This is a genomic window from Peptostreptococcus sp. D1 (genome assembly GCF_900112955.1).
Classification (GTDB): Bacteria; Bacillota; Clostridia; order Peptostreptococcales; family Peptostreptococcaceae; genus Peptostreptococcus.
Genome location: NZ_FONP01000012.1, coordinates 40895 through 64451 on the forward strand (window position 1 = coordinate 40895; position 23557 = coordinate 64451).

Consider the following 23557-nt stretch of genomic DNA (forward strand, 5'->3'; position numbering starts at 1 on the left):
CCCAAAACACTATACTATTTTATAATAATACTATTTTCCGTGACAGTTTTTATATTTTTTACCACTTCCGCATGGACAAGGATCATTTCTTCCAACGTTTTTTTCAGCTATCTTTGTTCTCACTTTTTCTTTATGAGATTCTTCGGTTTCAGGAGATTCTAGCTTTTCAACATCCACCACTGCCTTTCTCTCCACTGGAACCTCTACCTGTATATTAAATAGGTAAGAAATAGTATCCTCAACTATCAACTGATTCATTTCGTCGAACATCTCGAAGCCTTCCATCTTGTATGCAATAACCGGATCAATTTGTCCAATCGCTCTAAGACCTATACCTTGCCTTAATTGATCCATAGCATCAATGTGATCGATCCAATGATTATCAACTGCCTGCAAAAGAATAATTCTTTCAACTTCTCTCATTCTTTCTGAGCCAATGAATTCTTCTTTTTCATTATATAAACACATCGCCTTTTCAAGCACAGCATTTGTAGCTTCATCATTATTCATTGATGACAGCTCAATATCATCTAATACTCCAGCAGGAAGATATCTACTGTACATATGATGTCTAAATGCATCAGCATTTAGCTCACCATTTTCACTAGTATGTGAAATAGCACTATTTACAATTACGTCTTTCATCATACCTACAATCTGATCTTGAAGGTTTTCACCAGATAAAACTCTTCTTCTCTCCTTGTATATAATTTCTCTCTGCTTATTCATAACATCATCATATTCCAAGACGTGCTTTCTAATTCCGAAGTTTTTACCTTCAACTTTCTTTTGAGCATTTTCAATCGACTTAGTCAACATTCTATGTTCAATAGGAGTTTCATCATCCATACCTAGCTTGTCAAGAATACCTTTAATTCTATCGCTTCCAAACAATCTCATCAAATCGTCATCTAATCCAATGTAAAATCTTGATTCACCCGGATCACCCTGACGACCTGCACGCCCTCTCAGCTGGTTGTCAATTCTACGAGATTCATGTCTTTCTGTACCAAGTATACAAAGACCACCTGCTTTTAAAACTTCCTCCTGTTCAGCATCAGTTATGACCTTGTACTCTTCATAAAGCTTTTTATATGTTTGTCTAGCCGCATCATACTCTTCATTTTGTTCTACTCCAGCAGTTTCATTTGCAGAATTTACTCTATTTATCATCTCATCAGTGAAGTTTAATCTCTTCATTTCCTTAAGAGCCATAAAGGATGGATTCCCACCCAAAAGTATATCGGTACCTCTACCAGCCATATTCGTAGCTATTGTAACGGCTCCCAATCTACCAGCCTGAGCAACGATTTCTGCCTCTTTCTCATGGAACTTCGCATTTAATACCTCATGAGGAATATTATAGTCAGATAAAATACTAGAAAGCAATTCAGATTTTTCAATAGAAACCGTACCAACAAGAACTGGCTGTTTTCTTTCATGCCTTTCGACTATATCTCTGGCAACTGCATTGAATTTCGCCAGCTGATTCGCATATACTGAATCAGGTAAATCCTTTCTCAATAACGGCTTGTTTGTAGGTACTTGAAAAACATCCATTTTATAAATTGATTTAAACTCTTCTTCTTCTGTCTTTGCAGTACCTGTCATACCTGATAGCTTATTGTACATTCTAAAATAATTCTGGAATGTAATCGTCGCCAAAGTCTTTGATTCTCTTTGAATAGTAATTTCCTCTTTTGCTTCTATCGCTTGATGAAGACCATCTGAGTATCTTCTACCAAACATCAATCTTCCTGTAAACTCATCGACTATGATTATTTCATCATCTTTCACAACATAGTCTACATCCTTTTTCATTATCGTATGAGCCTTTAATGCCTGATTTATATGATGATATAATTCAGTATGCTCCATTGTTGTGATGTTGTCGACATTGAAATATATCTCTGCTTTCCTTACACCTGATTCTGTAAGAGAAACAGCCTTGTCTTTTTCTTCTTTTTCATAGTCAGCTTCATTTAAAGTCAAAATAAATACATTTGCATCAGAATATAGATGAGTAGACTTATCTCCAGGTCCTGAAATAATAAGCGGAGTTCTAGCCTCGTCTACCAATATTGAATCGACCTCATCGACAATGGCAAAATTTAACCCTCTTTGCACCATTTGCTCTTCATGTATAACCATATTGTCCTTCAAGTAATCGAAACCATATTCGTTGTTTGTCCCATAAGTTATATCACACTCATATTGACGTTTTCTTTCTCTTGGATTTTGTCCATGAACAATAACACCAACACTCAATCCCAAAAACTCGTAAATCTTTGCCATTTGGTCACGGTCACGTCTTGCCAAATAATCATTTACAGTGACAACGTGAACACCTTTGCCTTCCAATGCATTTAAATACACTGGACAAGTCGCAACCAAAGTTTTTCCTTCCCCAGTCTTCATTTCAGCAATTCTACCCTGATGAAGCACCATACCACCTATCAACTGAACTCTAAAGTGCTTCATACCTAAAATTCTTGTAGATGCTTCTCTTACAACAGCAAACGCATCAACCAAAATATCATCCAAGGTTTCGCCATTTTTCAATCTTTCTTTAAAGATCGATGTCATATTTTGCAATTCTTCATCTGTCATCGCCTCATATTTAGGTCCGACATTATCTATCATATCAACAACTTTATTAAATTGCTTCAAATCTTTTTTATCTGCCATATTAAATAGACCATCTAAAAACCCCATACTTCATCTCCTTTTTTATTTTTTGTACTAATTCTATCAATTCGTCTACATACATAGTTTATTTTATCATAAATTATTTATTTTGAACATATCCGAGCGATAATAATTGGCATTTTTTCATATTTTTTCGATAAAAACGCAAAAAAAGATCGATATGGAGTAATTTTCTCATACCAACCCTTCTTTTTTGTATTTAGCTGACCTGATCTTTGACCCCACACTCGCCTGCTGGAACATTCGCTATCAACTACTAATTCTCTCGATAAATCGGCAGGTCTTACCTCTAAGCCGCGCCATGCTCACGCTCCCATTTATTTTATTATTTTTATATGCGCTTACGTGGATCCCTTTGCCCGCGACTGGCTTGGATTTTCAATCACAGACCTAATTACCTATTCATTGTATATTTATTTTATTTTTATGTCAACATTTTTATTCTATTTTTTGTACTCACCAGTCAAAAAAGTAATAGATACTATTTCAAATACCCCATTTAACCTCAAAATCTTGCTAATTTCATTTATCGTACTTCCAGAAGTAAAAATATCATCAATTATAATCACTTTCTTCCCATTTAATCTATTTCTGTACTCAGGATTGATTTCAAAAGCACTCCTGAGTACCTTTTTCCTGTCAGAGCTATTTAATCCGTATAGCTTTTTAGTATTCTTAACTCTCTTAATAAGCTCCACAGCTTCCAGACTATACCTTTCACATATATATTTCGCCAATTTTTCAGATTGATTAAAGCCTCTTTCTTTCATCCTCACCTTACTAAGTGGCACAAATGTAACAAAATCAGCATTAGTCAAAACATCACTGTGCTTTTTATCTAAAATATCACACATCATGTCAGAAATAACCCTCGCTAGGAATGTTTTTTTACCATATTTATACTTAAACACTATCTTTGAAGAAGCTTCGTTGTACTCTAATATAGAGATATTTTTATCAAACAAAAATGATTTCTTTCTACAAAAATCGCAGCCCTGCTGTATTTCATCATATTCCCTATCATCAGAAAAGCCACTTAAATATTCCGAATTGTCTGATTTAATGGGTTTACCACATATTCTACATCCATCTCCAATGTAACTCAATTTGCAAAAACATCCCTTACATATTGAATATGAATTGTTTTTGCTAATTGGCAAATCACATAGAAAACAATTTAAGTTCTCAGGCAAAATTATGTTCAAAATATAATCTACTAAATCATAAAATTTCATAGCAAAGCACCCAAACAAAATTCCTTCAACATAATACGTTAATAACCATACCACAGCTGCTCACAATAATATTACTGTCCATTCATAACAAAATCAACATCGTTGAAAATTTCATCCAAAAATTTTCCCATCATATCTGAATGGTAATTTTTAATAGTCGAATTCGAGCATATTATTTGTTCTATATTTCCTCAATCTATATCCAAGATTGGTATATCTGTCATTTACAGTATTATTAGATATCATATAATCAAGATATTTTTTTTCCCCAACTATTACAACTAGATTTTTTGCTCTTGTTACTGCAGTATAAATCAAATTTCTATTCATCAATTTTGGAGGACCCCAAGATATTGGTATTATTATTGCGGGAAACTCACTCCCCTGACTTTTGTGAATAGTTGTACAGAAACAGTGCTCAATTTCGTCTAATTCATCAAAATTATATTTATATATCTTATATTCATCAAAAACTATATACATTTCCTTGTTACTTTTGTCAATATGGTAAATATAACCTATATCTCCATTATACACACCTTCGCCAGAATTAGTACCTCTTTCATTTTCCCATTCTTTAGAATAATTGTTTTTGATTTGCATTACTTTATCTCCAGCTCTAAAAATTCTCTTTGTAAGCTTCAATTCATTCCATTCATTTTTACGTGGATTAAGTATCTCTTGAAGCTCTGAGTTCAAATTCGTAACTCCCACGTCACCTTTTCTCATCGGAGCCAATACTTGAATATCCTTTAATGAATCAAGATTATAGTATTTACTCAATCTCCCACTTACCAAGCTCTTTACTTCCGATAATATTCCACTATCTCCAGCTCTATTAATGAAAAAGAAGTCTGTTCCTTCTTTATTTGCAACAATATCCTTGCCTCTATTTATTCTATGAGCATTCAAAACGATGTCACTTTCTTGAGCTTGACGGAAAATTTCATTTAATCTGATAATCTCAATCATATCTGATGAAATTATATCGCCCAGCACATTGCCAGCACCGACTGAAGGTAACTGGTCTACGTCTCCAGCTATAATCAATCTTGTTTTGCTTTTCATTGCCTTAAGTAGATTATCCATCAAAAAAATATCAATCATTGATGCCTCATCTACAATTATGACATCTGCATCAATTGGTTCTTCATCATTTTTTATAAAAATCACCCTATCATCTGCATCAAATGCCATTTCCAAAAGTCTATGAATGGTTTTTGCCTCTTTCCCAGTAGCTTCTGTCATCCTCTTTGCAGCTCTTCCCGTCGGAGCAGCTAAAACAACCTTCTCTCTATTCTTATTCAGCAATTCAATTATTGTATTTATCGTTGTAGTTTTTCCAGTTCCAGGTCCTCCTGTGATAACCATAACACTATTATTAAAGGCTGCCCTTACAGCATTTTTTTGATTTTCTGCCAGCAGGATATCATTGTCTTCCTGAAAGCTCTCTAGCTCTTTTTCAAGATCTATTCCGAGTGGTTTAACTGATGTGCTAATAAGCTCTATCAAATTACTACATACATCCACCTCAGCATGATAGCAGCTACTCAAATACACAATATTGAAGTCACCATATTTCTCTACAATTACTTTTCTATCTATCGCCAAATCATACAAAATGCTTTCAATATCCTTGTAAGCAACCTCCAAGACTCTTGTAGCTTCGTCTAGTAGAATATCCTCAGGTAAAAACATATGTCCGTCATTCATTGCATTTTTTAATACATGCAAAACGCCTTGTTCCAATCGAAACGGAGAGTTTTTTTCGATTCCACACATACTAGCTATATCATCAGCAATTTTAAATCCTATTCCCACAACGGAATCGATTAGGCAGTATGGATTTTGAGTGATAATATCTAGAGAATTTACACCAAACTTTCTGTAAATTTTGATACACATTCTCGGACTTATTCCAAATTTATGTAACGAAATTATGATGTTTTTAACACCTAAATTTTCTCTAAAGCTTTCGACGATTGGTCCAATTTTTTTTGCACCTATACCCTGTACCTCGAGCAACCTTTCTGGATCGTGTTGAATAATTTCCAAAGTGTTTGTTCCGAATCTCTCAACTATTCTAGTCGCCATCTTTTCCCCTATTCCACTGATTACACCCGAAGATAGAAAAGTGACTATACCTGTTTCCGTAGTCGGCATAACTACACTATATTGCTTCACAACAAATTGTCTTCCGTAAATCTCATGTATAGACCAAGACCCGGTTACCTCTATATATTCGCCAGCAGAAATACCTGGAATTATCCCTGTAATAACTTCAACGTAGTCATCATTCTTTATTCTAGCTACTGTATATCCGTTAGCTTCATTAGAAAAGATAATATCAGTAATTACACCCTGAAAGCTCTCCATTTTCATCCCTCCATTATTATTGTAGGCAATTTTGCAAAAAATACACTCTATATATTATTATACATTATTTTTCAAAATAATGCCCACTAAACATTTTCAAATAATATTTCAGATTGACTTTATATTTAGTTTGTCAAATAATTATTTATATTCTTTTCAGAATGTTTTTTTAATTCTTTTGAGAAACAAAACATTTTTGAAGTATTTTGTGCTATAATATTGCAAAGTCTTTTATGGCTAATATGTATAGGAGGATAAAAACATGGCAGAAAACAAAAAAAGAAATTATTTTACATCCATAAGTATTGGAGTTGCAACAGTTTGGTTTTCAACTCACTGTGGAGCTGGCTTTGCTTCTGGAACACAGGAGCTTCAGTACTTTTCAAATCATGGTTGGTTTGGAATATTTATGCCAATATTAACTTTTATTATTATCGGTTTCACTTACTATGTTGGACTTGAAACAGCTAGACAAACTGACAAATGGAGTTATGAAGGCTGGTCAAAGGAAGCGTATGGTAATCATTCAAGATTTCTTACCTTAGCTATGGATTTCAGTATTGTCATCACGACTATAGCCGCTACTGCTGCAACAATCGCTACAGGCGGTTTGTTGGTAAACAAATATTTTCACCTACCTGTAGTTATAGGCTCGATATTGATGATAGTAATTGTCACACTTATATGTGTATTTGGAGAAAAAGTAGTCAGAAAAAATGCAATGTTTATGACTGCAGCAATTGTAATCATAGTTTCAATAGTCTTGGTCGCTGGACTCGTGAAGTTTGCCCCTCAAATCTCAAAGCTTATGTCAGAAGGATACGTCAATCCTAACTCTTCAAAATGGAGTATTTCAGATAGCTCGGAAACAGTTCCCGGAAATATCGGCAATGCGTTGCTATGGGCATTAACCTACGCCGGATTCCAAATAAGTGCTATCGGTGGTATCACATCTTCTTTCAAAGGTGGTCTTCACAAGGAGGAGGCAAAGGGTGCTATGTTTATGGGAGCAATCATAAATATAATCATGCTAGTTGGAATTTGCCTTTTAATTTTTTCAGGAATGCCTGAAATCTACACAAATGAAACGGCTAGAACACTGCCTACTATTTACATAGTAAACCAGCTTGATATAAAAATACTATCTGTTCTTTATCCAATATTATTATTCTTAGCTTTGATAACTACAGCAGTTGGATTTATATTTGGTATGATACAAAGAATAGATCCTTATGTTCTAAAGGGAATGAAAAATCCATTACTAAAAAAAGTAATAATAAGCATCGTATGCTTAATCATATGTTATCTTGTGTCTACTCAAGGACTGATGTGGATTGTAAAAGAGGCATACAGATATCTTGGAATATTCAACTGGATTTTCATGATTATTCCACTTTGGATATTAGGCTACAAAAATATTAAAAAACGAGATAAAGAAAAGATTTCTATTTAAAAATCATTTCTAAATAGGTTTATTCGATAAATAAATAATACGAAAAACTACCGATACAATCATCACTCTCTAGTATGATTTTGCAAAATAACTGAAAAATGTTGACATAAAAGTCAAAGCTAAAAAAGTATCCTACATTTTACAAATATAATTGTGAATGTTTGGATACTTTTTTAAACAAATTATTATAGTTTTTATTCTAATTTTTTAATTGTCAGATTACTTAGCGTTCGATGGATGTTTAAATTTTCGTTTTTGTTGTTTCTTTATGTTATTAAATTAATCATATACTATTTGCTAAATATAGCTTCTAAATCTTTTTTTAATAAATTCGAACCAATCAAAATAATCTTTGACTCCTTCATAATATCTATTTTTTCCAATGTATAAGATTTTCCGACGATATCAACTTTAGACCATACACCATTTATTATCGCAAATCCCTTTACTCTAATAACATTTCCAAATCTTCCTTGCATAATAGCACCCATATACGATTCAAATTCGTACAGCGAATCAAACTCAACATCCCTAAATGATATATTTTCAATATCTATATCAATATCAGTATTTTGATTTTTGCATCTATTATCCCAGCTAGAATTCAATATTTCTTCATACCAGCTTCTATCATATTCAAAAAAATCTTTACAATGTATAGTGGCATTTGGATTCATACGTCTCAACAGCTTTACGGAATGCTCTACTATATCAGTTGAATATAATGATGTTTTTGATATAATAATGTTTTTTGAATTTTCAACTTGATCCTTAAAAATATCCATATATTCATTCATATATAATTCAATATTATAAGGATCTACTATTGTAATCGGCTCCAAAATTCTTATTCTATCGTATTTAACTTTATCTATATTCTTCATAATAGAGCTTAGCATTCCAATTCCAGTTGGCTCAACTATCAGTAATTCCGGATTTATTGTATTATTTATAGTCATGACTGAGGTTGCAAAATTTGCTTTCATAGAACAGCATATACATCCTTCAGTCAATTCCCAAACATTTGAGTTATTATCTTTTTTTAGAATATCTCCGTCAATACCTAATTCTCCGTACTCATTTTCCAAAATAACGGAAAACATATCAGTATTTTTTACTATCGATTCGATAAAAGTTGTCTTTCCAGCGCCTAAAAAACCCGATACTACAAGTATTTTCATACCTTCATCAGCAGACATTATTTTTCAACCCTAACAACAGGCTTAATCAAATCACTTGGTTTATCTTTCATTAACATCAATGCATCCTCTACAAATTCAAAGCCTTCAAATCTGTGAGTGATAAGCTTTGATAAGTCAAGCTTTCCACATTCAACCAATCTTGCAAGCTTTTCCATTCTCAATCTTCCACCAGGCATTAGACCACCTTGAATTTGCTTGTGACCCATACCAACACCCCATTCAACTCTAGGTATTTTTACGTAGTCTCCATTTCCAAGATAGTTTACATTACCAATTTTTCCTCCCGGCTTCAAGCATTCTACTGCCTCTGCAAAGGTATCAACAGTACCTCCTGCTATTATGACTTTATCAACACCTTTTCCATCAGTCAATTTCATAACTTGTTCAACGATAGGACCTTCCTTATAGCTGATAATATCTGTTGCACCATAAAATTTAGCGGCTTCAATACATACAGGTCTAGTTCCTACAGCGAAAATTCTTGATGCACCTCTAAGATTAGAGCCAGCTACAGACATCAAGCCAACAGGACCTATACCAATGACTAATACCGTATCACCAAACTGAATATCAGCAAGTTCTGCACCATGGAATCCTGTAGGAACCATATCTGACAACATGCACGCTTCCTCTGGTTCTATTCCTTCAGGCAATAGTGCTAAATTTCCGTCAGCATCATTTACATGAATTAACTCACCAAATACACCATCTTTGAAGTTTGAAAATTTCCAGCCTGCTAACATTCCACCAGAATGCATAGAATATCCAGCCTGTGCTTCTAAAGAATTCCAGTCAGGAGTTATCGCTGGAACTAATACTCTGTCACCAGGCTTGAAATCTTTAACTAAAGATCCCACTTCCACAACTTCACCACAACACTCATGCCCAAGAATCATATCAGTTCTTTCGCCAACTGCACCTTCCCACACTGTGTGAATATCTGAAGTACACGGAGCAAGGGCTATTGGTTTGATAATAGCGTCCAGCGGTCCACAAACGGGATTTTCCTTTTCAATCCAACCTACCTTACCGATTTCAAGCATTGCAAAACCTTTCATTTCATTTCCTCCATTTCTAAAAATACATTTATAAATTTTTAACAATTTCTTAAGTAGATTATATCATATGCTTTTCATTAATTCAATATTATTTTTTAAAAAATAATATATTAAAAAAAGATAGCATCAAACGCTTAATATTAAGCAATAATGCTATCTTTAATTTATAAATATAATATTTTTTGATAGAATACTAAATACTATTAATTTTTCAATGTAAGTTGTTCTTTAAATTTCATTTTCTATATCCATTTATAAATATCTTTTTAATTTTTCTATCTTGTCAAGCTTTTCCCATGGCAGATCTATGTCAGCTCTACCAAAGTGACCATATGCTGCCGTCTGCTTATAAATCGGTCTTCTTAAATCCAAATCTCTAATTATCGCACCAGGTCTCAAATCAAAGTTTTCCTTTACAATCTCAACTAATTTTTCATTTGAAACAACTCCAGTACCAAATGTATCTACAAATATTGACAATGGTCTCGCAATACCTATCGCATATGATAGCTCTATTTCACATTTATCAGCCAAGCCTGACGCCACTATATTTTTTGCAACATATCTTGCAGCATAACAAGCAGATCTATCAACCTTTGTTGGATCCTTACCAGAGAAAGCACCACCACCATGTCTAGAGTATCCTCCGTAAGTATCTATGATAATTTTTCTTCCTGTCAAGCCTGTATCTCCATGTGGACCACCAACTACAAATCTTCCTGTAGGATTGATATAATACAATGTTTCATCATCCAATAACTCACTTGGAATAGTCGCTTTTATAACCTTATTTATCAAATCTTCTCTAATTGTTTCATTGCTTACTGTCGGATCGTGTTGTGCTGATATAAGAACTGTATGGACTCTAATCGGAGCATCGTCTTCATATTCGACAGTAACCTGTGTTTTTCCATCTGGTCTAAGATATTCAAGCTCTCCTGATTTTCTAACATCTGTAAGCTTTCTAGACAATTTGTGAGCCAATGAAATAGGCAACGGCATGTACTCAGGTGTTTCGTTACAAGCAAAGCCAAACATAATTCCTTGATCACCTGCTCCTACCTTTTCAATCTCGTCTTCAACAGTTTCGCCAGACTTAGATTCCAAGCCTTCATCAACTCCTATTGCTATATCATTCGATTGTTCATCAATCGCAGTTATCACACCGCAATTTTTAGCATCAAATCCAAATTTTCCTCTAACATAACCAATTTCTTCAACTGTTTCTCTAACCAGCTTTGGTATATCTACATAAGCATTAGTAGATATTTCTCCCGCCACTAAAATCAATCCTGTAGTAGCAGTTGTCTCACAAGCAACTCTTGATGTCGGATCCTTCTCAATAAGAGCGTCCAATATTGCATCCGAAATCTGATCACAAAGCTTATCTGGATGTCCTTCCGTTACGGATTCTGATGTAAATAAATGTCTTGCCATATTTTTTCCTTTCTTTTTTCAACTTATTGTTTCTACTCTTTATGACTTTTTTCTAAATACTTTATTACTGTACTGTGATTATCTATCACAACCTATCATTACCTATCATCACTAAAATATATTTCTAAAAAATAAGACCTCTCATTCACTGAGAGGCCACTATTTCAATCCAAAATAATACTAGCTAACCTCATCTTTCAAAACAAATACCTTGGCATCGTCTTGTAGGATTTAGCACCGTCAGATTGCGGTTGCTGGGCGTCACAGGGCCTGTCCCTCAGCCACTCTTGATAAGGCAAATCAAGATTTCTTCAATTTATAGAACAATATTATCATTAAAACGATTAATTGTCAATATGTAATATTCAAAATATTTTACACTACTCTTATTTGTCAAAACATATGTTACACTACCTTAACTATCAACAAATATGCTACACTATTTTGACATCGGTACAGGGGTTATACAGCTCCTGCTATTTCTAAAATGTCAACCGAGCCCAAAGCGATTCCTGTTCCCAATGCAACACAATTAATAGGTTCTTCAGCTAATCTAACCCTCAGCCCTGTCATTTCAGATATCTTTTTATCCATACCGTATAACAACGCACCGCCACCAGTCAATACGATTCCTCTTTCGGCTATATCGGATGCCAATTCTGGTGGCGTATCTTGAAGAACCTTTATTACCAAATTAACTATCTGACCCACACTGTCACTCATCGCATCCATTATTTCAAGAGAGCTAACTGTTATGGATTTTGGTAGCCCATTCGTCAAATCTCTACCAGTTATCTTAATAAATCGCTCCTCTCTCCTTCTATACGCACAGCCTATATCTATTTTTATTCTTTCAGCAGTTCTTTCTCCAATAATAACACTATAATTTCTTTTAATATATCTTATTATATCCAAATCAAACTTACTACCACCTGTTTTGATAGATTTACTTACCACTGTTCCACCCAAAGAGATTACAGCGATATCAGTCGTTCCACCACCGATATCAACCACCAAATTCCCACCTGGAACTGTAATATCTATACCTGCACCGATTGCCGCAGCAACTGGCTCTTCTATCAATAATACCTCTCTGGCACCAGCGTGTTTAACTGCGTCCTGCACAGCCTTTTTTTCTATATCATTTATATTTGTAGGTACGGATACCATAATTCTAGGCATCACAATTTTCCCCATTCCTTTTTTGTTTCCCAACATCTCAATAAAGCCTCTAAGCATTTTTTCAGCATTATCGTAATCTGAAATAACCCCACTCATCATCGGTCTAATAGCCTCAATATCCTTTGGCGTTTTACCTATCATTTTATAAGCCTCATGACCAACTGCAATGACTTCGTCGATTCTATTATCAACTGCCACTACTGATGGTTCATTCAATACTATACCCTTGTCGTTTACAACTATCAGTACATTTGCAGTACCTAAATCTATACCAATATCCATTCCAGCCATAACAATCCTCCTCAATATTAATATTTTAAATTGATAAATACCATCATTAATATTCAAATCGATAATATCATCAATATAATAGTTGAAATCATAGCCTACCACTTACTTAGCACAACTAATCAATATACTGACTATAAAAGCTAATCTTCAACTATTTCAACATCCCCTCCAAGTGCTCTCATTTTTTTATCTATATCAACATAACCTCTCTGAATATGATATACTTCACCAATATTGGTGATGCCATCAGCAACCAAACCACAAAGAATAAGAGCTGCACCGGCTCTTAAGTCAGTTGCAGTAACATCTGCTCCAACTAGATTATCAACACCATTTACAACAGCACTTCTGCCATCGATTTTAATGTTCGCCCCCATTCTGTTAAACTCAGTTACATGCATAAATCTATTCTCGAACACAGTTTCTATAACTACTCCAGTCCCTTCAGCTAGTGTAAGCATAGCCATAAATTGAGCCTGCACATCAGTCGGGAATCCAGGATGAGGAAGTGTTTTGATATCTATTGGTTTAATTTTCTCGTTACCTATTACCCTAATTGAATTTTCACCTTCAATAATCGTAGCTCCAGCCTCAGAAAGCTTCGCTATAACAGGCTTCAGGTGATCGATTATAACATTTTCAACCACGATATCGCCCTTTGTCATAGCAGCAGCAACCATATAAGTTGATGCTTCTATTCTATCTGGTATTATCGTATGCTCAGCACCATGCAGCTTTGAAACACCTTTTATCTTTATTGTGTTAGTACCTGCACCTCTAACTGAAGCTCCCATTTCATTTAAAAAATTTGCCAAATCCACTATTTCCGGCTCTTCAGCAGCATTTTCAATCACAGTAGTACCCTCTGCAAGCACAGAAGCCATGATTATATTTTGAGTCGCACCAACTGAAGGAAAATCCAAGTATAGCTTATTACCTGTCAGCTTTTCAGCTCTTGCCTCAACAAAGCCATGATCCATATTAATATCAGCACCAAGAGCCTTAAATCCTTTTAGATGTAGATCTATAGGTCTTGTACCTATCGCACATCCTCCTGGCATAGAAATCTTCGTATGGTTAAATCTAGCCAACAAAGGTCCCATAACCAAAAAAGACGCTCTCATTTTCTTTACCAACTCATAAGGTGCTTCACAAGTATTAATCGTCGAAGAATCAACTGTTAAAATATTATTCTCATATGTAACCTCTGCTCCCAAATGCTTTAAAAGATCCGAAATAACATGAACATCTCTAAGATTTGGAACGCTTTTTAAAACACACCTTCCATTTGCCAGCAATGTCGCAGCAATGATTGGCAAAACTGCATTTTTTGCACCATCTATTTTAACAGCTCCTTTTAATGGACCACTCTTTTTTACTCTAATTCTCGGCATAATTGTACTCCCTTTTAATAAATTCGTTATCATTCATTCAAAATTTTCATCATATCTTTATGTCATAGTCGGACATCATTTCAGGTGTCCAAAACTTCATTCAATATTTTTTTATCTTCATTTATAAAAAATATATTTCATTTTCTGATTTAAACAATTTACTAATAGCAAATTTTTATAATTATATTACTTATAAATGAACACAATTATCTACTATACTTTTATATACTTATTTTTGTAATATGTCAACAGTTATTTTAAAATTAGTCTGAGTATTGACATCTTTACAAGAGCTCAATACTCAGACAGAAGAAAGGTATTAGCATCCAATTTTATGTTTAATTATTTGAGCCAAACCATTTGCCAAGCTTTCGATTTGTTCAAGCTCTTTTCCTTCCAACATAACCCTTACTAGAGGCTCCGTCCCAGAAGGTCTAATCAAAACTCTTCCCTTCCCATCCATGATTTTTTCTATTCTATCAATTTCAGATGCAATTTCCTCAAAATCCATATAAATATTCTTTAATTCGTGCTTTACCTTTACATTAACCAATACCTGTGGATATTTATCCATAATTTTTGTAGCTTCAGATAATTTTATAGCCTTTTCTACGAGAATCGATGCTAAAACCAAGGATGACATTGTTCCATCACCCGTAGTATTATAATCCAAGAATACCAAATGACCAGACTGCTCTCCACCAAGAGAATAATTTCCCTTAACCATCTCCTCCAAAACGTATCGATCTCCCACCTTGGTTGTCTCAAGCTTAATTCCATTTTCCTTTGCCGAAATAAATAGTCCTATATTGCTCATTACAGTGGCTACCAATGTGTCATTTTTTAGAATGCCCTTTTCCTTCATGCTAGCAGCACAAATCATCATAATTTTGTCACCATCAACGATTTCACCATTCTCATCCACTGCGATTAATCTATCCGCATCACCATCGTAAGCCATCCCAAAATCAGCACTTTCTTCTATGACTTTTTTTTGAAGACTTTCAGGATGAGTCGATCCACATGATTTATTTATATTCGTTCCATCAGGATTACAGTTTATTTCGATTACTTCCGCTCCCAGCAATCTAAAAGCCATCGGAGCAACCTTATATGAAGCCCCATTAGCACAATCTAAAACAACTTTTAGGTTGCTAAAATCCCCCTCTATGTGAGAAACTACTTTTTCAACATATTCCTTAGCAGCGTCATGCTTAAAAATTTTTCTACCCACTCTATTTCCAGTAGGTAAAGCATCTATCAGATTCATATTATCAATATATTTTTCTATCTCTAATTCAATTTCATCTGCCAATTTAAATCCTTTATCATTGAAAAACTTAATTCCATTATATTCTACTGGATTATGCGAAGCAGAAATTACAACACCACAATCAGCACTATATTTTCTGGTTAAGTAAGCCACAGCTGGTGTTGGTACAACTCCCACTGTAACAACATCACATCCAACAGACATCAACCCAGAAACAAGCGCTGCTTCAAGCATATCACCTGAGATTCTAGTATCCCTTCCTACAACCACGCTAACCTGTTCTCTTCCTCTAGTTAAAACAAATCCACCAGCTCTTCCAAGCTTATATGCCATTTCACAAGTCAATTCTGTGTTTGCAATTCCTCTGACACCATCTGTTCCAAAATATTTTCTCATTATTGTCTTCACCTCATAAATATGTATCAATATATATTTTACCACATATTCATATATTTTTCTCGTTTTTTTCGCAAAAAAAGACCGTTGTAATGAATTACAACGGCCAAAATATCAATTTATTAGTTTTTCTGACTCATTACTGCATTATAACCAGCTTCTAATGCCTGTCTATTAACAGGAATGAATTTTTCCTTGCTCTTTCCGAAAACCTTCTTAAAAGCTTCTAGAACTGAGTCTATATTAACAGAATCATCTATCGCTAGGAAAGCACCAAGCATTACCATATTTGCAAACTTTGGTCCTCCCAATTGATTAGAAATATCAACAGCATCGATGTAGTAAGACTGAACATCATCTCTATCACATTTTTCATGTATTAAAGAACTATTTATCAATACAACCCCACCAGGAACTACATCATCTTGGAATTTTATCAATGAAGGAGAATTCATTATTATAGCTGCTGTAGCATCATCAGTTATTATTGGAGAACCGACTGGCTCATCAGAAATAGTAACTGAACAGTTAGCAGTACCACCACGCATTTCTGGTCCGTATGATGGTAACCAAGAAACTTCCTTATTTTCTAGCATACCGGCATAAGTCATCAACTGACCCATAGACATAACACCCTGTCCACCGAATCCTGCACAAATAACTCTAGATGTACTCATTTATTTTTCCTCCTTTGCTGCTGCTAAATCAATATCTTTGAAATTCTGAACTGGATAGTAAGGCACCATGTTGTCTCTTAACCACTGTAAAGCATCAGGAGCACTCATACCCCAGTTAGTAGGACAAGTAGATAAAACTTCTACCATTGAGAATCCTAAACCAGCCATTTGAACATCAAAAGCTTTTCTTATTGCTTTCTTTGCTTTTCTAACTTCACCAGGAGTATCCACTCTAACTCTTTCTATATAAGTAGCCCCAGTCAAAGTTGAAAGCATTTCAGACATTCTGATTGGGTAACCATGAAGCTTTGGATCTCTACCTCCCTGACAAGTAGTAGCTTTTTCACCTATTAATGTAGTTGGAGCCATCTGTCCACCTGTCATACCATAAGTAGTGTTGTTAACGAATATTACAGTTATGTTTTCACCTCTATTTGCAGCGTGTACTATTTCCGCAGTACCAATTGACGCAAGGTCTCCGTCACCTTGATAAGTAAATACAGTATGCTCTGGGAAAACTCTTTTTATTCCAGTAGCAACAGCAGGAGCTCTACCATGAGCAGCTTCATGCATATCACAGTTAAAATAATTGTATGCCAATACTGAACATCCAACAGGAGCAACACCTATTGAAGTCCCTAGTACTTCCATTTCTTCCAATACTTCACCAACTAATCTATGGATTATACCATGAGTACATCCTGGACAGTAATGTGTCTGTGCATCAGTTAAACCAGTTGTTTTTTTGAAAATTACAGCCATTACTTAACACCTCCCATAATATCTTTTGCTCTTGCCATTATTTCTTTTGGTTCTGGAACCATTCCACCTGGTCTGCCGTAGAAATGAACTGGATATCTGCCGTTAGAACCAAGCTTAACATCTTCTACCATCTGTCCCAAACTCATTTCAACTACGAACAAGTTTTTACAAGCAGGAATTTCATCAAATGCTTGGTATGGGTATGGCCAAACAGTCTTAGGTCTTATCAAACCAACCTTGTATCCTTCTTCTCTCAAATCATTTACACAGTTCTTAACAACTCTTGCCATAGTTCCGTATGCTACGAATACCAATTCTGCATCTTCAGTTCTATCCATTTCATACTGAACTTCCTCTTTTTCTATTAATTCGTATTTTCTCTGTAAATGATAGTTGTGTTCTTCCAATATTTCCGGAGATAGGTAAAGTGAATTTATAATATTAGGCTTTCTTTCTCCCTTAGTACCTGTAGTTGCCCAATCCTTAGGAGGCAGCTGTCTAACTTTTCTTTCCTTATCAAAATCAACCGGTTCCATCATCTGACCAATCATACCGTCTAGTAAAACTAGAACAGGAGTTCTATACATTTCAGCAACATCAAAAGCATCAATTATCATATCACATGCTTCCTGAACGCTTGCTGGTGCATATACTGGAGTTCTGTAATCACCATCTCCACCGCCCCTAGTTGTCATGAAATAGTCTGACTGCGAAGGCTGAATTGATCCCAAACCAGGACCACCTCTCACAACGTTTAATACAACACAAGGCACCTCAGCACCTGCACAATATGTAATACCTTCTTGCTTTAGCGCAATACCAGGTGAAGAAGATGAAGTAAGTACTCTCGCACCACAGCCACCTGCACCGTAAACCATATTAATTGCTGCAACCTCAGATTCTGCTTGTACAAAAGTTCCTCCGATAGCTGGTAATTCTCTTGATAAATATTCTGGCAACTCACTTTGTGGAGTTATTGGGTAACCGAAGAAGTATCTACATCCAGCCACCATAGCTGCTTTACCAAAAGCTTCGTTACCTTTCATTAGTATCTTTGCCATGTAAAATCCCTCCTAATAATTAATCTCTTTCTACCGTAATAACTGCGTCTGGACACATAAGAGCACAGCTCGCACAACCTATGCATTCTTCCATTTTCACAACGTGAGCCGGATTATATCCCTTTGAATTTACCTTAGACATATCAAGCTCAATTATCTTTTTTGGACATACTGAAATGCAATTACCGCATCCCTTACAGTACTTCTGATCAAAAGACACTCTACCTTTAGCCATTTGCATTGCCTCCTTAAATAATAAAATTAGTCTAAAAAATATTTAAAACACAACTACATCATCCAATCATCACGCAAATACAGATTGATCGGAATAATATCACCTTCGAAATCCTCAGGAATCTCTTTTACAAGAGCTTCAAGACAAGAAATGAACTTTATAGGAATGTTTTTAAGCTTTGAAACTTCTCTGCACACCTCCTGCCCTTTTTTGATATCGTCTATTGTAGTGGCTTTAAGCATATGAGTATTGTTAATTAAACCTGTCACCTTCAATTTTGAAGCTCTTTCGATTTCCTCAATATACTTCATAACATCTTCTGCCGTTTGTGTTTTTTCTCTGTTTGCATTGACAACGAAAAACATATCATAATCGTCATCATCAATCATATTTTTATATCTAGCAATAACAGTTGCACCAACCTTATCACCACCTAAATCAATAATATTATTATAATCCTTATTTAGAAGTGGTGTATGAATCTCAGCAGATAACGCTGGAATATCCAGTGTAGGTGCATCAACAGAACTGCTTATTAGATGTATTCCATTTTCCTCTAGAAACTCTTTCCTTCCTCTAGATCTAAAGTAAACATTCACTACATCCAAATCCGAAATAGCCAATCTTCCCTCAACTTCCTTCCTTAGCATTAACGCATAGTTGATAGAAAACTCACTTTTTCCACTTCCATAATGACCTGTTATTATTCTTATTCTCTTTGTCTTTTCCATTTTTTTCTCCTTATTTATCTAAATTCTCAATCTCCAGATAACAAGGCTGATAAAAAACTATTTCCATGCAACGATATTGAAACTCATCATAGGAAAAGCTTTATTGTTCATCATAATTTTGAGCCTTTTCCTCGCCTTTTAGAACTCTCAATCCACCAAGAGCCAATGCTATCATCTCATCTTCGCCCGGATATACCCTAACCTCGCTGATAAATGAAACTCTTTCAGAAATCATATCCGTAAACATTTTAGAATACGCTATTCCCCCAGTTAAAAGCACTACATCAACTTTTCCCTTTAAAACCGCTGAGCAAGCACCTATCTCCTTTGCTATTTGATATGCCATTGCTTCATATACAAGCTTCGCCTTTTCATCACCATTGTCAATCATCGTTTCAACATCTCTTGCATCATTTGTATTCAAATATGAAACAAGTCCGCCGTTTCCAGTGATTTTTTTCTTCATATCATATAAAGTCAATTTTCCACTGTAGCACATCTCAACTAAACTACCAACCGGAACACCACCACTTCTTTCAGGAGAGAATGGACCCTCTCCATCCAATGCATTAGCAACATCAACTACCATTCCATGCTCATGAGCTCCGACAGAAATTCCACCACCCATATGAGCAATTATCAAATTTAAATCCTCGTATTTTTTGCCAGCTTCACTAGCATATCTTCTTGCAATTGCTTTTTGATTTAGTGCATGAAAAATACTAGTTCTATCAACATCAGCCATACCAGATATTCTAGCTACTGGTTTAAGCTCGTCAACTACAACTGGATCAACTATAAAAGCTGGTATTCCAAGCTCATTAGAGAACTCGTTTGCAATTATACCACCAAGATTTGATGCGTGCTGTCCAGAAACGCCAACCTTCAAATCATCAAGCATACTCTTAGTCACAGTGTATGTTCCACCCTTGATAGGCTTCAACAATCCACCTCTCCCAACAACGCAATCTAGATCCTTTAAATCTATATTTGCATTCTGTAATTCATTTTCAATAACTTCTTTTCTAAAATTAAACTGATCAGAAATATTCTTATATTTCCCAATTTCTTCAGATGAATGTCTCAAAGTTTTCTCAAAAACTTCTGATTCATTATCAAAAACCGCAATCTTTGTAGATGTAGATCCTGGATTAATGGTAAGAATCTTGTAATTTTCCTTCATTTTTTACCTCCATAAATAGGATTTTTCGTCTATTGGTCGAGTCCGTGAATATCACCAAACATCAACACAATATAACGTTTTCATCAAAACTAATCATAAATATCTTTTTATACATTTTGTTTAAAAATACTATTTTTCAAAATATATTGTATACTATTATTGTATAACTAAAATAAAGAAGTTGCAACAAAAAATTTATCAAACAAAATTATCTTAAATTAACAATTTAAAGAACACTTTATATTTCAGCTTATATTTTTATTTTTATTTAATTTTCTGAAGTTTCAATCATTCTAGTATTTTTTGAAAATAACATACCTAGCTTTTTTAAACAAAAAAATAATGATAACTAAATCTATTTTTTTAGTTATCATTATTATATTGTTATTCATTTTTTATTAATTCAACTTGCGAAATATCACCTTTTATTTTAATATTATTAGGAACACTCAATTTGATCAATTTTGATTCATTATTATCTATAATATCATCCTTTATTTCCTCTGTAACAATCTCGTCTATATTTTTTAAAGTTTCATTATTTCCTAGTATAACCACTTTATCAGGATTTGTCGATAGATTAGGCAACAGATCTTTATCCCCAGTATATCTCAGCCTAACCGGAACCTCCTTTGACATAATCCTCATTATTTTTACCTTGATTTTTTTATTTGAAATCTTCACATTAACTGGCGCACCACTACTTGTATATGCTACGAGAGCAAAATTTACAGTGCTGGTAGCTTTATCAGAAAGTTTTTCTTTCGGAATAATTCCACCAACATAGCTTACGCTGTTAACCAATTCACTTGGACCAATTATTTCAACCTCATTTTCCTCTGGAACAGCTTCACTTATTTCATTTTGTTCCGATAATGGCACTTCTATTTTTACAGCTACTTTTTTAGTAACTGCTTTTTCAAGATTAATAGCAAAACTGGCATCCTTCAATTCTCTAGATACCCTATTTGATATATTCGTCCTAAGAGTGATGATATTTTTACCTTCAACAGGATTCACAATATCTGCATAAATGTCGACATTATTTTTATTTAATTTTTGAATTTCCGACAGTTTTCCTTCAACTGTTATATCTGTCTTCAAATCCTCAACAGGATAAATTACAAACCCCTGTCTCTCCAAATCAGATGAATTTGTAATAGTAATAGGTATATTTTCAATAACTTTTTTATCTTCGGGATCCACCACCGCTATAACATACATCCACAATATAATAGCCGCAAGAACGGAAATTATTTTCGTACGCAAATTATTTTTTGAAAGTATATTTTTTTTCATAAAATCTCCTTTCGGCTAATTTTTCTTGATAAAATCTTTAATAAATACGAAATTATTTTCGTGTCTTTTTTCTTCAAATTCTCTCAATATATTAAAAAGCCTTTCTTTGGCAATATTTCTATAAATCTTACCTGATCTAGCAATTGAAACTTTCCCACTCTCCTCTGATACAATAATAGTCAAACAGTCTGATATTTCGCTTATACCAATACCCGCTCTATGCCTAGTGCCCAAATCCTTACTCAAATCTTTTCTTTGAGTAAGAGGAAGAAAACACGCAGCCGACAATATTTTCAAATCTCTCACAACAACTGCCCCATCGTGAAGAGGAGTATTGGGAACAAATATATTACAAATCAATTGTTTCGTAATTTCACCATTTATTTTAGTTCCGGTTTCAGTTATCTCATTCAGCTTCGTTTTACCCTCTATGACTACCAGTGCCCCTATCTTCTTTTCTGCCATATCGTATACAGCATCTAGCAATGATTCTATTGATTCAATTAAATCCATATCATATTTAGATGCTGCTTGAGATCCTAATTTTCTAATGCTGGTATTTCTTCCTATATGTTCAAGTCCAGCTCTTAACTCTGGTTGGAAAATAATGAACGGTAAAATAAATCCTACCTGCAAAATTTTCACCAATATCCAATATAATGTATGTAATTTAAATATTCCACTTAACTGAGTGGCAACTAATAGGATAACAACTCCTTTAAATAACTGCTCGGCCCTCGTATCCTTTATAAACATCAATATTTTATAAAAGATATAGGCAATTATCATTATGTCGACCACATCATTAATACTTATCTTTGTAATTATTTGGAATAATTGATTGAAAAATAAATTTAATGAAACCATCCTTACCTCCCTCAACAGAACACTTATACTCACTTCATTTATCTTATCTATATTTTACTACATTATTCATAATATAGAATTAATTTTTTGATAAAAATATATTTTTTTATCAAAAAAAGACTTCACTTACGTAAAGTCTAACTAAAACAATGAGCGCACAGGGATTCGAACCCCGGACACACGCCTTAGAAGGGCGTTGCTCTATCCAGCTGAGCTATGCACCCAAATATATAGTTTGGAGCGGGAAACGAGATTCGAACTCGCGACTTCGACCTTGGCAAGGTCGCGCTCTACCGCTGAACTATTCCCGCATAAATGGCGACCTGGAAGGGGCTCGAACCCTCGACCTCCAGCGTGACAGGCTGGCATTCTAACCAACTGAACTACCAGGCCGCAATATTAATTGGTGGGAGTAACAGGGCTCGAACCTGTGACCCCCTGCTTGTAAGGCAGATGCTCTCCCAGCTGAGCTATACTCCCAAAATATAGAGTTGGAGCGGGTGAAGGGGATCTAACCCTCACAGCTGGCTTGGAAGGCCAGAACTCTACCATTGAGCTACACCCGCATATAAAAAATGACTCCTAGGGGAATCGAACCCCTGTTACCGCCGTGAAAGGGCGGTGTCTTAACCGCTTGACCAAGGAGCCAAGTATTTAATTTGGTTGCGGAGGAAGGACTTGAACCTTCGACCTTCGGGTTATGAGCCCGACGAGCTGCCAACTGCTCCACCCCGCG

The 23557-nt window shown here is 34.8% G+C and carries 18 protein-coding genes, 7 tRNA genes and 1 riboswitch; of the genes, 1 reads left to right on the plus strand and 24 read right to left on the minus strand.

The genetic code is table 11. From position 1 onward, the window contains the following. Positions 1-30 precede the first annotated feature (30 nt). From secA to recD2, 3 genes are all read right to left on the minus strand, one after another. Complete coding sequence (gene secA / locus BM120_RS08535) at positions 31-2715, minus strand: preprotein translocase subunit SecA (RefSeq protein WP_091995033.1); 2685 nt, start codon at positions 2713-2715, stop codon at positions 31-33. A 437-nt stretch (positions 2716-3152) separates the two neighbouring features. Then, positions 3153-3944 carry a ComF family protein gene (locus BM120_RS08540; RefSeq protein ID WP_143076531.1) on the minus strand — a complete coding sequence of 264 codons (792 nt, stop codon included), beginning with the start codon at positions 3942-3944 and terminating at the stop codon, positions 3153-3155. Positions 3945-4094: 150 nt separating this feature from the next. After that, positions 4095-6320, minus strand: coding sequence for an SF1B family DNA helicase RecD2 (recD2, locus tag BM120_RS08545; RefSeq protein WP_091995040.1), 2226 nt, complete (start codon positions 6318-6320; stop codon positions 4095-4097). Between the two features lie 262 nt (positions 6321-6582). On the opposite strand from recD2, the gene BM120_RS08550 reads away from it, so the two are divergent. Then, the gene (locus tag BM120_RS08550) at positions 6583-7773 is read left to right on the plus strand and encodes an amino acid permease (protein ID WP_091995043.1); all 1191 of its coding nucleotides are present in this window, start codon (positions 6583-6585) and stop codon (positions 7771-7773) included. A 290-nt stretch (positions 7774-8063) separates the two neighbouring features. On the opposite strand, the gene BM120_RS08555 is transcribed toward BM120_RS08550, so the two are convergent. The 21 genes from BM120_RS08555 to BM120_RS08655 form a co-directional block, all read right to left on the minus strand. Then, complete coding sequence (locus tag BM120_RS08555) at positions 8064-8972, minus strand: CobW family GTP-binding protein (RefSeq protein ID WP_091995045.1); 909 nt, start codon at positions 8970-8972, stop codon at positions 8064-8066. Then, positions 8972-10033 carry an NAD(P)-dependent alcohol dehydrogenase gene (locus BM120_RS08560; RefSeq protein ID WP_091995048.1) on the minus strand — a complete coding sequence of 354 codons (1062 nt, stop codon included), beginning with the start codon at positions 10031-10033 and terminating at the stop codon, positions 8972-8974. Before BM120_RS08560 ends, BM120_RS08555 begins: the two co-directional genes overlap by 1 nt. A 252-nt stretch (positions 10034-10285) precedes the next feature. Then, the gene (gene metK / locus BM120_RS08565; protein ID WP_091995051.1) at positions 10286-11470 is read right to left on the minus strand and encodes a methionine adenosyltransferase; all 1185 of its coding nucleotides are present in this window, start codon (positions 11468-11470) and stop codon (positions 10286-10288) included. Between the two features lie 187 nt (positions 11471-11657). Next, a riboswitch (SAM riboswitch) is annotated at positions 11658-11767 on the minus strand. Between the two features lie 165 nt (positions 11768-11932). After that, positions 11933-12943, minus strand: a complete 1011-nt coding sequence (locus tag BM120_RS08570) for a rod shape-determining protein (protein WP_091995053.1) — start codon at positions 12941-12943, stop codon at positions 11933-11935. Between the two features lie 140 nt (positions 12944-13083). Beyond that, complete coding sequence (murA, locus tag BM120_RS08575) at positions 13084-14337, minus strand: UDP-N-acetylglucosamine 1-carboxyvinyltransferase (protein ID WP_091995056.1); 1254 nt, start codon at positions 14335-14337, stop codon at positions 13084-13086. A gap of 319 nt (positions 14338-14656) precedes the next feature. Further along, on the minus strand, positions 14657-16006 hold the full coding sequence (gene glmM / locus BM120_RS08580; protein WP_091995059.1) for a phosphoglucosamine mutase: 1350 nt from the start codon (positions 16004-16006) through the stop codon (positions 14657-14659). A gap of 122 nt (positions 16007-16128) precedes the next feature. After that, on the minus strand, positions 16129-16683 hold the full coding sequence (locus BM120_RS08585) for a 2-oxoacid:acceptor oxidoreductase family protein (protein WP_091995062.1): 555 nt from the start codon (positions 16681-16683) through the stop codon (positions 16129-16131). After that, positions 16684-17445 carry a thiamine pyrophosphate-dependent enzyme gene (locus BM120_RS08590; RefSeq protein ID WP_091995065.1) on the minus strand — a complete coding sequence of 254 codons (762 nt, stop codon included), beginning with the start codon at positions 17443-17445 and terminating at the stop codon, positions 16684-16686. It lies immediately after the preceding gene. Beyond that, positions 17445-18506 (minus strand): 3-methyl-2-oxobutanoate dehydrogenase subunit VorB, encoded by a 1062-nt coding sequence (locus BM120_RS08595; protein WP_091995068.1) that lies wholly within the window; start codon positions 18504-18506, stop codon positions 17445-17447. The genes BM120_RS08590 and BM120_RS08595 overlap by 1 nt, the downstream gene beginning before the upstream one ends. Positions 18507-18525: 19 nt before the next feature. Next, positions 18526-18741, minus strand: coding sequence for a 4Fe-4S dicluster domain-containing protein (locus tag BM120_RS08600; protein WP_091995071.1), 216 nt, complete (start codon positions 18739-18741; stop codon positions 18526-18528). A 53-nt stretch (positions 18742-18794) separates the two neighbouring features. Then, a complete protein-coding gene (locus BM120_RS08605; RefSeq protein WP_091995074.1) occupies positions 18795-19472 on the minus strand; it encodes an ATP-binding protein in 678 nt (225 codons plus the stop codon). 100 nt (positions 19473-19572) lie between these two features. Further along, complete coding sequence (gene buk, locus BM120_RS08610) at positions 19573-20655, minus strand: butyrate kinase (protein ID WP_091995078.1); 1083 nt, start codon at positions 20653-20655, stop codon at positions 19573-19575. 384 nt (positions 20656-21039) lie between these two features. Beyond that, positions 21040-21954: a CdaR family protein gene (locus BM120_RS08615; protein WP_091995081.1), complete on the minus strand. Its 915-nt coding sequence runs from the start codon at positions 21952-21954 to the stop codon at positions 21040-21042. 15 nt (positions 21955-21969) lie between these two features. Further along, complete coding sequence (gene cdaA / locus BM120_RS08620) at positions 21970-22821, minus strand: diadenylate cyclase CdaA (RefSeq protein ID WP_091995084.1); 852 nt, start codon at positions 22819-22821, stop codon at positions 21970-21972. Positions 22822-22971: 150 nt separating this feature from the next. Next, positions 22972-23045: transfer RNA gene (locus BM120_RS08625), tRNA-Arg, on the minus strand. A gap of 12 nt (positions 23046-23057) precedes the next feature. Further along, positions 23058-23132: transfer RNA gene (locus BM120_RS08630), tRNA-Gly, on the minus strand. 5 nt (positions 23133-23137) lie between these two features. After that, positions 23138-23214, minus strand: a tRNA-Asp gene (locus tag BM120_RS08635). A gap of 11 nt (positions 23215-23225) precedes the next feature. Beyond that, positions 23226-23301: transfer RNA gene (locus BM120_RS08640), tRNA-Val, on the minus strand. A 12-nt stretch (positions 23302-23313) separates the two neighbouring features. Next, a tRNA-Gly gene (locus BM120_RS08645) sits at positions 23314-23387 on the minus strand. Between the two features lie 10 nt (positions 23388-23397). Then, positions 23398-23469 (minus strand) — tRNA-Glu (locus BM120_RS08650). A 12-nt stretch (positions 23470-23481) separates the two neighbouring features. Further along, positions 23482-23557: transfer RNA gene (locus tag BM120_RS08655), tRNA-Met, on the minus strand.